This window comes from Bradyrhizobium sp. 4 (assembly GCF_023100905.1).
Lineage (GTDB): Bacteria > Pseudomonadota > Alphaproteobacteria > Rhizobiales > Xanthobacteraceae > Bradyrhizobium.
Genome location: NZ_CP064686.1, coordinates 2,666,320 through 2,681,048 on the forward strand (window position 1 = coordinate 2,666,320; position 14,729 = coordinate 2,681,048).

The 14,729-nt window shown below is 66.0% G+C and carries 11 protein-coding genes; 6 read left to right on the forward strand and 5 right to left on the reverse strand.

The annotated features are described in order from the left end of the window. Nucleotides 1-2: 2 nt before the first annotated feature. The 5 genes from IVB45_RS12220 (at nucleotide 3) to IVB45_RS12240 (ending at nucleotide 7,687) form a co-directional block, all read left to right on the forward strand. Complete coding sequence (locus IVB45_RS12220) at nucleotides 3-485, forward strand: cytochrome c-type biogenesis protein (RefSeq protein ID WP_027569123.1); 483 nt, start codon at nucleotides 3-5, stop codon at nucleotides 483-485. A 228-nt stretch (nucleotides 486-713) separates the two neighbouring features. Then, nucleotides 714-2,297 (forward strand): Do family serine endopeptidase, encoded by a 1,584-nt coding sequence (locus IVB45_RS12225; RefSeq protein ID WP_247359838.1) that lies wholly within the window; start codon nucleotides 714-716, stop codon nucleotides 2,295-2,297. A 281-nt stretch (nucleotides 2,298-2,578) separates the two neighbouring features. Further along, on the forward strand, nucleotides 2,579-3,259 hold the full coding sequence (locus IVB45_RS12230) for a response regulator transcription factor (protein WP_035969420.1): 681 nt from the start codon (nucleotides 2,579-2,581) through the stop codon (nucleotides 3,257-3,259). After that, entirely contained in the window at nucleotides 3,243-4,703 is a 1,461-nt protein-coding gene (locus IVB45_RS12235; RefSeq protein ID WP_247359837.1) for an ATP-binding protein, read from the forward strand. Before IVB45_RS12230 ends, IVB45_RS12235 begins: the two co-directional genes overlap by 17 nt. Further along, complete coding sequence (locus IVB45_RS12240; RefSeq protein ID WP_247359836.1) at nucleotides 4,700-7,687, forward strand: bifunctional [glutamine synthetase] adenylyltransferase/[glutamine synthetase]-adenylyl-L-tyrosine phosphorylase; 2,988 nt, start codon at nucleotides 4,700-4,702, stop codon at nucleotides 7,685-7,687. Before IVB45_RS12235 ends, IVB45_RS12240 begins: the two co-directional genes overlap by 4 nt. Here IVB45_RS12240 and IVB45_RS12245 read toward each other — a convergent pair. From IVB45_RS12245 to IVB45_RS12265, 5 genes are read right to left on the reverse strand one after another with little or no spacing between them, the layout of a single operon-like run. After that, complete coding sequence (locus IVB45_RS12245; protein ID WP_219680856.1) at nucleotides 7,644-7,877, reverse strand: formate dehydrogenase subunit delta; 234 nt, start codon at nucleotides 7,875-7,877, stop codon at nucleotides 7,644-7,646. The genes IVB45_RS12240 and IVB45_RS12245 overlap by 44 nt on opposite strands. Beyond that, complete coding sequence (gene fdhD / locus IVB45_RS12250) at nucleotides 7,867-8,694, reverse strand: formate dehydrogenase accessory sulfurtransferase FdhD (protein ID WP_247359835.1); 828 nt, start codon at nucleotides 8,692-8,694, stop codon at nucleotides 7,867-7,869. The genes IVB45_RS12245 and fdhD overlap by 11 nt, the downstream gene beginning before the upstream one ends. 4 nt (nucleotides 8,695-8,698) lie before the next feature. After that, a complete protein-coding gene (gene fdhF / locus IVB45_RS12255) occupies nucleotides 8,699-11,572 on the reverse strand; it encodes a formate dehydrogenase subunit alpha (RefSeq protein ID WP_247359834.1) in 2,874 nt (957 codons plus the stop codon). A 10-nt stretch (nucleotides 11,573-11,582) separates the two neighbouring features. Next, nucleotides 11,583-13,139 (reverse strand): NADH-quinone oxidoreductase subunit NuoF, encoded by a 1,557-nt coding sequence (locus IVB45_RS12260; protein ID WP_247359833.1) that lies wholly within the window; start codon nucleotides 13,137-13,139, stop codon nucleotides 11,583-11,585. Continuing rightward, nucleotides 13,136-13,612 carry a formate dehydrogenase subunit gamma gene (locus IVB45_RS12265; RefSeq protein ID WP_247359832.1) on the reverse strand — a complete coding sequence of 159 codons (477 nt, stop codon included), beginning with the start codon at nucleotides 13,610-13,612 and terminating at the stop codon, nucleotides 13,136-13,138. Before IVB45_RS12265 ends, IVB45_RS12260 begins: the two co-directional genes overlap by 4 nt. Nucleotides 13,613-13,835: 223 nt before the next feature. Here IVB45_RS12265 and IVB45_RS12270 point away from each other — a divergent pair, with 223 nt between their 5' ends. After that, the gene (locus IVB45_RS12270; RefSeq protein WP_027569133.1) at nucleotides 13,836-14,729 is read left to right on the forward strand and encodes a LysR family transcriptional regulator; all 894 of its coding nucleotides are present in this window, start codon (nucleotides 13,836-13,838) and stop codon (nucleotides 14,727-14,729) included.

The following is a 14,729-nucleotide window of genomic DNA, read 5'->3' on the forward strand; positions in this document are numbered from 1 at the left end:
TGATGCGCCGAATGATGGTCGCGTTCGTCGCACTGATGCTGCTGGCCTTGCCTGCGGCGCATGCCGTGCAGCCCGATGAGATCATGTCGGACCCTGTGAAGGAGTCGCGTGCACGCGACTTGTCGCGCGAGCTGCGCTGCATGGTCTGCCAGAACCAATCGATCGACGATTCCGATGCGCCGCTCGCGCGCGATTTGCGGCTCCTGGTGCGCGAGCGCATCGCGGCCGGCGACAGCAATTCGCAAGTGCTCGATTTCCTGGTCGCGCGCTACGGCGAGTTCGTGCTGCTCAAGCCGCGCTTCGAGCGCCAGAACATGCTGCTGTGGCTGCTCGCGCCGCTGCTGCTGCTTGGCGGCGGCCTGGCGCTATGGCTTCAAATCCGCCGGCGCTCGCGAAATGGTGCAGACCTACCGGCTCCGCCGCTCACGCCCGACGAGGAAGCGCGGCTCGCCGCATTGATGGCGGATGAAGCCAAATCGCGCTAGCTACGTTGCTGCGCATCGAGCCGGCACTGCGCGGGCGTTCCTGGAACCTCGTTAAGTTCCTGCCGGTTCAACACTTTCGGCCGCGATAAACTGCCGCATCCGCATCCGCGTTCATTACAAAAGTTTAACCCCGCCGCCAGCGCACGGTAAGGCGGCAGCCCCCATCTTCAGGTCCGTAAGGTGCCGCGTCAGGCGCCAAATGGATTTCAAGGCCCTGGAGATCTCTGCATGACCGACCGTTCCGACCTCTCGAACCTTCCGTCCTACCGGCAGCCCCGCCGATCCGTTTTCTCGGCCCGCAAGATCGCGCTGATGGCCTCGGTCGTCGCCGGCCTCGGCGCCGCCGTCTACGGCTTCGGCACGTCGACCTCGCCGGCCGACCTGTTCTCGAGCCCGGCGCATGCACAGGTCAACAACGAGGTCCGCAAGGTCGAACGCCCGATCGGTTTCGCCGACATCGTCGAGCGCGTGAAGCCGTCGGTGATCTCGGTGAAGGTCAACATCAAGGAAAAGACCGCGAGCAATGATGATGGCGATGACGCGCAGTCGCCGTTCCAGCCGGGCTCGCCGATGGAGCGGTTCTTCCGCCGCTTCGGCGGTCCGGATGGCATGCCGGGCCTGAAGGGTGGTGGCGGTCGTGGCCGCGTCGTGCAGGGCCAGGGCTCCGGCTTCTTCATCTCGGCTGATGGCTTCGCCGTGACCAACAACCACGTGGTCGACGGCGCCGACAAGGTCGAGGTCACGACCGACGACGGCAAGACCTACACCGCCAAGGTGATCGGTACCGATCAGCGCACCGACCTCGCCTTGATCAAGGTCGAGGGCAGCTCGAACTTCCCGTTCGCGAAGCTTGCCGACGGCAAGCCGCGGATCGGTGACTGGGTGCTCGCGGTCGGCAACCCGTTCGGCCTCGGCGGCACCGTGACTGCCGGCATCGTTTCGGCCAGCGGCCGCGACATCGGCAACGGCCCCTACGACGATTTCATCCAGATCGACGCGCCCGTGAACAAGGGCAACTCCGGCGGTCCGGCCTTCGACACCAACGGTGAGGTGATGGGCGTCAACACCGCGATCTACTCGCCCTCCGGCGGCAGCGTCGGCATCGCGTTCTCGATTCCCGCGAGCACAGTGAAGAGCGTGGTGGCGCAGCTCAAGGACAAGGGCTCGGTCAGCCGCGGCTGGATCGGCGTGCAGATTCAGCCGGTGACATCCGACATCGCCGACAGCCTCGGCATGAAGAAGGCCGAAGGCGCGCTGGTTGCCGAGCCGCAGGCGAATGGTCCGGCGGCCAAGGCCGGCATCGAGTCCGGTGACGTGATCACGTCGGTCAACGGCGAATCGGTCAAGGACGCCCGCGAGCTCGCCCGTACCATTGGCGGCCTGGCGCCCGGCGCGACCGTGAAGCTCAACGTGCTGCACAAGGGCCAGGACAAGGTGGTGAACCTCACCCTCGGCCAGCTGCCGAACACGATCGAGGCCAAGGCCGACATCGACAAGGACAGCGGCAAGGGCGCGAGCCGCGGCACCGACGTGCCCAAGCTCGGCATGACCGTGGCGCCCGCCGATTCCGTGGCCGGCGCCGGCAAGGAAGGCGTCGTGATCACCGAGGTCGATCCGAAGAGCGCGGCTGCCGAACGCGGCTTCAAGGAAGGCGACGTGATTCTCGAAGTCGGCGGCAAGAGCGTGAGCACCGCCGGCGAAGTCCGCGACGCCATCAACACGGCGCGGACCGACAACAAGAACAGCGTCCTGATGCGAGTGAAGAGCGGCGGCCAGTCGCGCTTCGTCGCCGTGCCCATCGCCAAGGGGTAACGAAGGGCCCGGCCTCAGGACCTCCGAGATGAAGGGTGTCGCCGGCATCAGTCGCCCCCGCCGACGGCGCCCTTCGGGGGAGCAGCGCAACGTTTGCTTCCCCTGTCTACCTTCCGGTGGAATACGCCCCCCTCCGTCGGAAGGCCTAGGGCGGTGAAGTCCCCCCAGCTTCACCGCCCGCCTTTTTCTCCATGCCAGAGTCTCTCACTCGGCTTGCATGCGATTGCCGCTCGCGCCATGTTTAGAGAAGGTTCACTCCCTTGACCGTTGCCGAACGCACGATGCGCCTCCTCATCATCGAAGACGACCGCGAATCCGCCGACTACCTCGTGAAGGCGTTTCGCGAGGTCGGGCACATTGCCGACCACGCCGCCGACGGCGAGGAAGGCCTCGCCATGGCCGAGAACGGCGACTACGACGTGCTGGTGGTCGACCGCATGCTGCCCAAGCGCGACGGCCTGTCGGTGATCGGCGCGCTTCGCGACAAGGATGATTCGACGCCGGTGCTGATTCTCTCCGCGCTCGGCCAGGTCGACGACCGCATCAAGGGCTTGCGCGCCGGCGGCGACGACTACCTGCCGAAACCCTATTCCTTCGCCGAGCTGTTGGCCCGGGTCGAGGTGCTGTCGCGCCGCCGCGGCGGTCCGGCCGAGGACACGTTGTACCGGGTCGGCGATCTCGAGCTCGACCGGCTCTCCCACCGCGTCGCACGCGGCAAGGACGAGCTGACGCTGCAGCCGCGCGAATTCCGCCTGCTCGAATATTTGATGAAGCATGCGGGCCAGGTGGTGACCCGCACCATGCTGCTGGAGAACGTCTGGGACTATCATTTCGATCCGCAGACCAACGTGATCGACGTGCACATTTCACGGTTGCGTTCCAAGATCGACAAGGGTTTTGAGCGGCCGCTGCTGCACACGATCCGCGGCGCGGGATACATGATCCGTGACGGCATTCGGTAAACTCGTCCGCACCACGGCATTCCGGCTGACGCTGGTCTATTTGCTGTTGTTCGCGATGTTCGCGGCCTCGCTGCTGGCCTATTTCGCCTGGAATACGCGGCGGCTGATCACCGAGGAAATCACGCAGACGGTCAATGCCGAGACGTCTGAGATCAACGAGATCTACGGCCGCCGCGGCTTGCGCGCTCTCGTGCTCGCGATCGAGTACCGCGCGCTGCGGCCGGGCGCCAACCTCTATCTGGTGACGACGCCGACCGGCCAGTCGATCGCCGGCAATGTCGGCTCGCTCGCGCCCGGCGTGATGGCGACGCGCGGCTGGTCCGAGACCGCCTACCGGCGGATCGAGGATGCCGACGATCGGGACCATCTTGCGCTCGTCCGCGTCACCGAATTGGAAAACGGCTTCCGGCTTCTGATCGGACGCGATCTGGCCGAGCGGCGACGGCTGTTCGGCATCGTGGCGAAGGCCGCGCAATGGTCGATCCTGATCGTCGTGGTGCTCGGCCTTGGCGGCGGCATCTTCGTGGCGCGCAGGGTGCTCAGGCGCATCGACGCGATGAGCGGCACCGCCCATCGCATCATGACGGGCGATCTCAGCGAACGCCTGCCTGTGGGGCGCAGCGGCGACGAGCTCGACCGCCTCGCCGAAAACCTCAACGCGATGCTGGAGCGGATCGAGGCGCTGATGGCGGGGCTGAAGGAGGTCTCCGACAACATCGCCCACGACCTCAAGACGCCGCTGACGCGCCTGCGCAACCGCGCCGAGGAGGCGCTGGCGAAATCCGGCGGCGAGGCCGACTACCGCGCCGCGCTGGAGCGGACCATCGAGGAATCGGACGGGCTGATCCGCACCTTCAACGCGCTGCTGATGATCGCGCGCGCCGAGTCCGGGCAGGCGCGCGGCAACATGGATGATTTCGACGCGGCCGATGTCGCCAACGGCATTCACGAGCTCTACGAGCCACTGGCCGAAGACGATGGCATGACCTTGAAGGTCAGGTGCGAGCCGACCCCGGTCCACGCCAACCGCGAATTGATCAGCCAGGCCCTCGCCAATCTTGTCGAGAATGCGATCAAATACGGCAAGCCGGCCGCGCAGCCGGCGGGAACTGTGGTCAGCATGGAGGGCAGGCAGATCACGATCGAATCGAGGCGCGAGGGCGATCAAGTGCTGCTCAGCGTCACCGATCGCGGTCCCGGCATCCCCGAAGCCGACCGCAAGCATGTGGTGGAACGATTCGTGCGGCTGGAAGCGAGCCGCACGCTGCCTGGATCCGGCCTCGGCCTCAGTCTCGCCTCCGCGGTCGCGACATTGCATGGCGGTGAGTTGAGGTTGGGTGACGCCCAGCCCGGTCTTGTCGCCACGCTGGTGCTGCCGGCGCGCTCGGGGGCCGGCGACAGGGTTGCTCCGCCAATGCAGGATGTGCCACAGAAGGTGGCATGAACCATTCCGCGCCGGGAAACGCGGACAAGCATGGTGAGAGACTTGCCGCGCGCTTTGCGGAGGCTCCCCATATTGCCGCTTCCGTCACCGACCAAGGACGTTTTGAAAGCTGGCTGGCCGAGCTCGAGCCCGCGCAATTCACTCGTCTTGAAGCGCTGCTGGCTCACCGCTTCGCGCGGGACGTCCTGGCCGGCATCGCGGAATTCTCGCCTTATCTGTTTGAGCTGCTGCGCGTTGATCCGCAGCGTCTGATCCGGCTGCTGGAATGCGATCCGGATGCGCATCTCGCCACGCTGGTCGCGGAGGCGAACGGCGCGGTGCTCGCGGCATCCGACGAAGCCGAGGTGATGCGGCTGCTGCGCCGCATGAAGGCGGAGGCCGCGCTCCTGATCGCACTGTGCGACATCGGCGGGGTCTGGCCGGTGATGCGGGTGACCGCAGCGCTCACCGATGTCGCAGTGTCCTCGGTGCGGGCGGCGCTTCAATACCTGCTGCGGCAGGAAGCCGCACGCGGCAAGCTCTCGCCGCCCAATCCCGAGGCGCCGGAGGAGGGCTGCGGGCTGATCGTGCTTGCGATGGGCAAGATGGGCGCAGGCGAGCTGAACTATTCCAGCGACATTGATCTCATCGTGTTTTTCGATCCCGACAATACGACGCTCGCCGCCGATATCGAACCCCAGCCATTCTTCGTGAGGGTGACGCAGGGGATGGCACGCATTCTCCAGCAGCGCACCTATGACGGTTACGTCTTCCGCGTCGATCTGCGCCTGCGTCCCGATCCGTCCTCGACGCAGGTGGCGATTTCGCGCGACGCCGCGCTGAATTATTACGAGCGGGAAGGGCGCACCTGGGAGCGCGCCGCGATGATCAAGGCGCGCGCCTGCGCCGGCGATCCCAGGGCGGGCGAGGCGCTGCTCGCGGAGATCGCGCCCTTCGTCTGGCGCAAGCATCTCGACTTCGCCGCGCTTGCCGACGTTCACGACATGAAGCGGCAGATGCAGACCTATCGCGGCCAGAGCGAGGTCGCGGTCGAAGGCCATAACGTGAAGGTCGGGCGCGGCGGAATCCGCGAGATCGAGTTCTTCGCCCAGACCCAGCAATTGATCGCCGGCGGCCGGCATCCCGAACTGCGCGTGCGGCCGACGCTCGCCGCGCTCGGCGTGCTAGCTTCCAGCAACTGGATCACGGTCGCCGCGCGTGACGAGCTGACCACGGCGTACCAATTCCTGCGCCGGGTCGAGCATCGCCTCCAGATGATCGCCGACGAGCAGACCCACACGCTGCCCGAGGACAAGGAAGCGGTCGAGCGTTTCGCCTGGTTCTTCGGTTATCCGGATCGCGAGGCCTTTGCCCGCGACCTTTTGCGCCAGCTCGAGATCGTCCAGGGCCACTACGAAAAACTGTTCGAGGGCGACGATCCGACCGGCACGGCCAAGCTGCCGGCGCTCGACTACGGTGCGGGTCCCGACGATTCGCGGCTGCTTCAGTATCTGGCCACGCTCGGCTTCAAGAAGCCTGCCGCCGTCGCGCAGACCGTGCGTGACTGGATCACCGGCGAGTACCGCGTGTTCCGCGTTGAGGCGACGCGAAACGCATTCGTCGAATTCGTGCCGGCCCTGATCGACGGTCTCGCTCATGCCGAGGAGCCGGATCGGGCCGTCGTGGCGTTCGACCATTTCCTTGGGGCGCTTCAGCGCGGCGGCCGGCTGATCACGCTTCTCGGTCAGAACCGCGATCTCGTCGCGCTCGTGGCCCTGGTGCTTGGCGCGGCGCCCCGGCTCGGCGAGATGCTGGCGCGGCAGCCGCAGCTCATGGATGGCCTGATCGATCCGCGCTTCTTCGGCGCCATGCCCGACAGGCAGGAATTGTCGGGGCGGCTTGCGACCACCGTGCAGGATGCCGGCTCTTACGAAGAGTTCCTCGACCGCCTGCGTCTGTTCGGGCAGGAGAGCCTGTTCCTGATCGGCACGCGCATTCTCTCCGGCACCGTCTCGGCGCAGCAGGCGAGCACGGCCTTTGCCGACGTCGCCGAGGGCATCGTCCATACCGTGCATGGTCTCGTCGCCGACCGCTTCGCCGCCCAGCATGGCCGGATCGAAGGGCAGGAGAGCGCAATCATCGCGATGGGCCGGCTCGGCAGCCGCGAGATGACCGCGTCATCCGATCTCGACCTGATCCTGCTGTACGATTTCGACAGCGACAATCCGGACTCCGACGGTGCGAAGTCACTGCAAGGTGCGCATTACTTCGCCCGCTTTACCCAGCGCCTGATCAGCGCGTTCACGACGCGCACCAATTACGGGGTGCTTTACGAAATCGACATGCGGCTGCGCCCCTCGGGGCGTGCCGGCCCTGTGGCCTCGAGCCTCGTCTCGTTCGCGGACTACCAGGCCAACGAGGCCTGGACCTGGGAGCACATGGCGCTGACGCGCGCGCGCGTCGTGTCGGCTTCGCCCGAATTCCGGGAGCGCATCGAACACGTCATCCGCGATGTCCTGACCCGTCGCCGCGATCCCGCAATCATCGCCAACGACGTTGCCGACATGCGGCGTGCGATTGCCCAGGAGAAGGGCGAGGCCGATTGCTGGGATCTCAAATATGCAGCCGGCGGCATGGTCGACATCGACTTCATCGCGCAATATCTCCAGCTCGTGCATGCGCACGAGAAACCGGAGATTCTCGACGTCGGCACCACGCAGGTGCTGGACAATGCATGCAGGCTCGGCGTGCTCGCGCAATCGGAGACCGAGATATTGCGTGCCGCGGCGCGGCTCTATCACGACCTGACGCAGATCCTGCGGCTCTGCGTCAGCGACCGGTTCAAGCCGGAAACCGCCGGCACCGACCTCTTGCGCGTGATGGCACGCGCCGGCGACGCGCCGCATTTCTCCTCGCTGGAGGCGCGCGTGAAGGAGACGCAGAGCGAGGTGCGGCGTGTCTTCAGGGCGCTGCTGGAAGGGACGTCGTCGGCTTCAGCGAGGTGAGCGCCTCCCGCACATTCGGCTCAAGACCCACGCCGCCGGCATCGAGATGGGCGAAGATCGCGCGCTTCATCCGCGGGTCCCAGAATTTCTTGATGTGGTCGGCGATCCCCGGCACGGCCTTGTCGTGGCCCTGGCTCCGAAAGAACGTGCCGATCTGGTTGGCCATGTAGATCAGGCGGTCAGGCGACATCGGCAACCTCCGTGGCATGACAGGCGACAACCCGGCCGCCATGCGAAAACACTTCGAACCCGTCCTGGCGGGCAATGGCAATCAGCGTGATGCCGGCGGCCTCCGCGGTGCGCACCGCAAGCGCGGTCGGCGCAGAGATGGCGACCATCACCGGCGCGCCGATGGCGGCGGTCTTCTGCACCATCTCGACCGAGACGCGGCTCGTCAGCAGCACGATGCCGCCGCTTGCAGCCGTGCGGCTGCGCGCCAGCGAACCGGCGAGCTTGTCGAGCGCGTTGTGGCGGCCGACATCCTCGCGCAGCGCGACGATACCGCCGGCAGGCGTCCAGAACGCGGCGGCGTGAACGGCGCGGGTTTGCAAATTTATTGATTGCAGCGGTGCGATGGTCTGCATCGCCGCCATCACCTGCTCGGGCGTAAACATCTGTCCCTGCGGCACGACGGCCGCAGGCCGCACAGCTTCGGCCATCGAGTCGATGCCGCAAATGCCGCAACCGGTCGGGCCGGCGATGTGGCGGCGGCGCTCGCTGATTCGCGCAGCATTTTCCGGTGCCAGCCACATGCGCAGCTCGATGCCGTCGTCGAGGCGGACTATTTCGAGCGACTTGACGTCATCGACGGATCTGATGATGCCTTCGTCCAGGCTGAAGCCGACCGCGAAATCTTCGAGGTTCTGCGGCGTCCCCATCATGACGGCGTAGGTGCCGCCATTGTAGGTCAGCGCCAGCGGCGTCTCCTCCGGAATCAGCCGCGCTCCTTCGGACGCGACACCGTTGCGCCAGATCTCGCGGTCGATGGCCTGGACCGGTACGTGCATGCCGCTACTCCGCGGCCTCGGCCGGCGCGATACGGCGGGAATGCCGCGCCTGTGCGTCGTAGGCCTTCTGCCAGTCGGACGGGCCGTTCGACGGCGAGATCTGCACCGCCGTGACCTTGTATTCGGGGCAGTTGGTTGCCCAGTCCGAATAGTCGGTCGTGATGACGTTGGCCTGCGTGTCCGGATGGTGGAAGGTGGTGTAGACGACGCCCGGCGCGACGCGATCGGTGATCTCCGCACGCAGCGTGGTCTCGCCGGCGCGGCTCTTCAGCCGCACCCAGTCCCCGTCGCGCACGCCGCGCTGTTCGGCATCGTGCGGATGGATCTCCAGCCGATCCTCGGCATGCCAGACTACGTTCTCGGTACGCCGGGTCTGCGCGCCGACATTGTACTGGCTGAGGATGCGGCCCGTGGTGAGCAGTAGCGGATAGCGCGGGCCGGTGCGTTCGTCGGTCGCGACGTATTCGGTGACGACGAACTTGCCCTTGCCGCGGACGAAGCCGTCGATATGCATCACCGGCGTGCCCTCGGGCGCCTTGTCGTTGCAGGGCCACTGCACCGAGCCGAGCTCGTCGAGCTTGGCATAGGAGACGCCGGCGAAGGTCGGGGTCAGCGCCGCGATCTCGTCCATGATCTCGGAAGGATGGCTGTAGGTCATCTCGAAGCCCATGGCCCTGGCGAGGCCGATGGTGACCTCCCAGTCGGCAAGCCCGTTCTTCGGCGTCATCACCTTGCGGACCCGCTGGATGCGGCGCTCGGCGTTCGTGAAGGTGCCGTCCTTCTCGAGGAAGCTCGAGCCCGGCAGGAACACGTGGGCGTAGTTCGCGGTCTCGTTCAGGAAGAGGTCGTGGACGATGACGCATTCCATCGCCGAGAGTGCTGCCACCACATGCTTGGTGTTGGGATCGGATTGCAGGATGTCCTCGCCCTGCACGTAAATCCCCATGAACGTGCCTTCGACCGCGGCGTCGAACATGTTGGGAATGCGCAGGCCCGGCTCGGGGTTGAGCTTGACGTTCCACAGCGCTTCGAACTGGTCCCGCACGGCGTCGCCCGAGATGTGGCGGTAGCCGGGCAGCTCGTGCGGGAACGAGCCCATGTCGCAGGAGCCCTGCACGTTGTTCTGGCCGCGCAGCGGGTTCACGCCGACACCCGGACGGCCGATATTGCCCGTGGCCATCGCAAGGTTGGCGATCGCGATCACGGTGGTCGAACCCTGGCTGTGCTCGGTCACGCCGAGACCGTAATAGATCGCGCCGTTGCCGCCGGTGGCGTAGACGCGCGCTGCTTCGCGCAGATCCTTCGGATCGACGCCGGTGAGGATGGCAGTGGCTTCCGGGCTGTTGTTCGGCTGGGCGACGAACGCCGCCCATTCCTCGAACTCGCTCCAGTCGCAGCGTTCGCGCACGAAGGTTTCGTCGACGAGGCCTTCGGTGACGATCACATGCGCCAGTGCCGTCATCACCGCAACGTTGGTGCCGGGCATCAGCGGCAGGTGCAGCGCCTTCACATGCGGCGATTCCACCATCTCGGTACGGCGCGGATCGATCACGACCAGCTTGGCGCCCTGGCGCAGCCGCTTCTTCAGGCGGGAGGCGAACACCGGATGGGCCGAAGCGGGGTTGGCACCGATGATGACGACGACGTCGGTGTCCTCGACCGAGTCGAAATCCTGCGTGCCGGCAGAGGTACCGAACGTGGTCGAGAGGCCATAGCCGGTCGGGGAGTGGCAGACGCGGGCGCAAGTGTCGACATTGTTGTTGCCGAAGCCGGCGCGGATCAGCTTCTGCACCAGATAGGTTTCTTCATTGGTGCAGCGGGACGATGTGATGCCGCCGATGGCGTCGCGGCCGTATTTCTTCTGGATGCCGCGCATCCTGTCGGCGGCAAACGAGAAGGCCTCGTCCCACGACACTTCGCGCCAGGGATCCTCGATCCGCTCGCGGATCATCGGGTTGAGGATGCGTTCCTTGTGGTTGGTGTAGCCCCAGGCGAAGCGGCCCTTGACGCAGGAATGGCCGCGATTGGCCTTGCCGTCCTTGTACGGCACCATGCGGACGAGTTCCTCGCCGCGCATCTCGGCCTTGAAGGCGCAGCCGACGCCGCAATAGGCGCAGGTGGTGACGACCGAATGTTCGGGCTGGCCGATCTCGATCACGGATTTCTCGGTCAGCGTCGCTGTCGGGCAGGCCTGCACGCAGGCGCCGCAGGAGACGCATTCGGAGCCGAGGAAGCTCTCGCTCATGCCCGGCGACACGCGGCTGTCGAGGCCGCGGCCGGAGATCGTGAGCGCGAAGGTGCCTTGCACCTCCTCGCAGGCGCGGACGCAGCGCGAGCAGACGATGCACTTGGAGGGATCATAGGTGAAGTACGGATTGGACTCGTCCTTCGGCATCCAGGCGGCGTTGATCTCGCCGTGGGATTTCGCGAAGACGTGGTTCTCCCCCTCATAGCCGTAACGCACGTCGCGCAGGCCCACGGCGCCGGCCATGTCCTGCAACTCGCAGTCGCCGTTGGCGCCGCAGGTGAGGCAGTCGAGCGGATGGTCGGAGATGTAGAGCTCCATCACGCCCTTGCGGAGCTTCTTGAGCCGTTCGCTCTGGGTGTGCACGATCAGGCCGGACATGACAGGCGTGGTGCAGGAGGCCGGTGTTCCGGCGCGGCCCTCGATCTCGACGACGCAAAGGCGGCACGAGCCGAACGCATCGACCATGTCGGTCGCGCAGAGTTTCGGGATCTGGTGGCCGGCGTCCATCGCCGCCCGCATGATCGAGGTGCCCTCGGGCACCGTGACCCGGTTGCCGTCGATAGTCAGCGTCACCATCGTTTCCGATTTCGAGTGCGGCGTGCCGAAGTCGATTTCTTCGATCAGAGACATTGTCGTTCTCCTATTCCGCGGCCTGAAGCGTGGTCGGGGCCGGGACGAAATCCTTCCGGAAGTGCTTCAATGCGCTGAGCACGGGGTAGGGCGTGAAGCCGCCGAGCGCGCAGAGCGAGCCGAATTTCATAGTGTTGCAGAGGTCTTCGACGAGTGCGAGGTTTTCGCTCACGCGCTCGCCCTTGATGATCTTCTCGATGGTCTCGACGCCGCGGGTCGAGCCGATCCGGCACGGCGTGCACTTGCCGCAGGATTCGATGGCGCAGAATTCCATGGCGAAACGCGCCTGCTTGCGCATGTCGACGCTGTCGTCGAACACGACGATACCGCCGTGGCCGATCAGGCCGTCGCGCGCGGCGAAGGCCTCGTAGTCGAACGGCGTGTCGAACAGCGCGCGAGGGAAGTAGGCGCCCAGGGGGCCTCCGACCTGTACCGCGCGGATCGGGCGGCCCGTGAACGTGCCGCCGCCGATGTCGTCGACGAGCTCGCCGAGCGTCACGCCGAAGGCCGTCTCGAACAGCCCGCCGTGGCGGATGTTGCCGGCGAGCTGGATCGGCATCGTACCGCGCGAGCGACCCATGCCGAAATCGGCATAGGCCTTGGCGCCTTCGGCCAGGATGAAGGGGATGGCGGCGAACGACAGCACGTTGTTGATGACGGTCGGCTTGCCGAACAGGCCGTGATGCGCGGGCAGTGGCGGCTTTGCGCGCACGATGCCGCGACGGCCTTCTATGCTTTCCAGCAGCGAGGTCTCTTCGCCGCAAACGTAAGCGCCGGCGCCGACGCGCACCTCGAGATCGAAGCTGTGCGCGGAACCACCGATGTTCGCGCCGAGATAGCCGCCGCGCTTCGCAGCCTGGATGGCCGCGTTCATCGCCTCGACCGCGTGCGGATATTCGCTGCGGATGTAGATGTAACCCTTGGTCGCGCCGACGGTGATGCCGGCGGTCGTCATGCCCTCGATGACGAGGAAGGGATCGCCTTCCATGACCATGCGGTCGGCGAAGGTGCCGCTGTCGCCTTCGTCGGCGTTGCAGACGATGAACTTGCGATCCGCTTTCGCCTGCGCGACCGTCTTCCACTTGATGCCGGTCGGAAAGCCCGCGCCGCCGCGGCCGCGCAGGCCGGACGCCGTCACTTCATTGAGGATGGCTTCCGAGCCGAGCGACAGCGCGCGTTCGAGGCCCTTGTAGCCGCCATGGGCGCGGTAGTCATCGAGCGAGCGCGGGTCGATCACGCCGCAGCGCGCGAAGGTGAGGCGGGTCTGGCGCTTGAGCCAGGGGATCTCGTCGGTGGCGCCGAGCCGCAGCAGATGCGGCGTGTTGCTCGCGAGCGCGTCGAGCAGGGAGGGCACATCGGTCTCGGTCACGGGGCCGAACGCGATCCGGCCCTGCGGTGTCGCGACCTCGACCAGCGGCTCGAGCCAGTACAGGCCGCGCGAGCCGGTCCTGACGATCTCGACGGCAACGCCACGCTTGGCTGCAGCCTGCTCCAGCGCCAACGCGACCTCGTCGGCGCCGACCGCAAGCGCGCCCGCGTCGCGAGAGACATATAGACGGATGCTCATCGCTGCGCCTCCGCAACGAGCGCATCGATACGCCTTTCATCGAGTCGGCCGATCAGTCGGCCGTCGAGCATCGCGGATGGCGCGGTCGCGCACAGTCCGAGGCAGTAGATCGGCTCCAGCGTGACGCGATCATCGGCCGTGGTGCCGCCCAGCAACACGCCGAGCTTCGCCTCGACACGCGTCGCCAGCGCATCGCCGCCCGCCGCCTGACAGGCCTCCGCGCGGCAGAGCTTCAGCACATGGCGGCCGGCCGGCTTGTGGCGGAAGTCATGATAGAACGTGAACACGCCATGCACTTCGGCGCGCGACAGATTGAGTGCGTGCGCCACCATGGGAATGGCCGCCGCCGGCACGTAGCCGAACGCCTCCTGAAGCGCGTGCAGGATCACCAGCGTCGCGCCTTCCTGCCCGCTGTGTTCGGCGATGATCTCGGCGCCTCGCGTTTCGTCCCAAGGCTCAAAAACCGTTGTCATTCTTCGTTCTCGACCAGAGCGTCTGCCGATCTCAAACTATTTGGAATCGTTCGAAGATCAATAAAGCTGTCTCATGCTGCGATTGCGGATTCCGATCGATTTGCGATGGCAATCACTCGATCTGAATTTGCGATTGGAGCCGTCCGCCGGGCGGTTTTTGCGTGTTGGGAAGGGGCGGGCATGCTAGCTTGTATGCCACCACACAGTCCGAGGGGATGACCGGTTGCTCGACAAGCTTGAACTGCTGCTGGCGCTGGCGAAGGAGCGGCATTTCGGCCGGGCCGCCGAAATGTGCGGCGTGACGCAACCGACGATGTCGACCGGGCTGAAGCAGCTCGAGGAGATCCTCGGCGTGATGCTGGTCCAGCGCGGCTCCCGCTTCCAGGGTTTTACGCCGGAAGGCGAGCGGGCGCTGGATTGGGCGCGCCGGATCGTCGGCGATGCCCGCGCGATGCGTGACGAGATCAACGGGCTGAAGCATCAGCTCTCCGGCGAGATCCGTATTGCCGCGATCCCCACCGTGCTCGGCATGGTCGCTGCGCTGACGACGCCGTTCCGCGCCAGGCACCCCGAGGTGCGCTTCAGTATCCGCTCCACGACCTCATCCGAGGTGCTGGGATTGCTCGAGAATCTCGAGGTGGATGCGGGGCTGACCTATATCGAGAACGAGCCGATCGGCAAGGTGCGCACCATCCCGCTCTACAGCGAGAGCTATCGTCTGCTCACCGCGCCGGATGGAATGTTCGGCGATCGCGAGACGGTGACGTGGAAAGAGGTCGGGCAGGTGCCGCTGTGCCTGCTGACGCCCGACATGCAGAACCGCCGCATCATCGACCGCGCGTTACGTTCGGTCGGCGCCGAGGCGACGCCGACCTTGACGTCGAATTCGCTGCTCGTGCTGTTCACGCATGTGAAGACGGGGCGCTGGGCCAGCGTGATGCCGGCCAAGCTCGCCGAAACGCTCGGCCTGTCCGATACGGTGCGCTCGATCCCGATCACCGATCCCGATGTCAATTACAGCATCGGCATGGTGATCCCGCAGCGTGATCCGATGACGCCGCTGATCGCGGCGCTGGTCAATGTCGCGCGGGAAGTCGCGCCGTCGCTGCAATCGTAG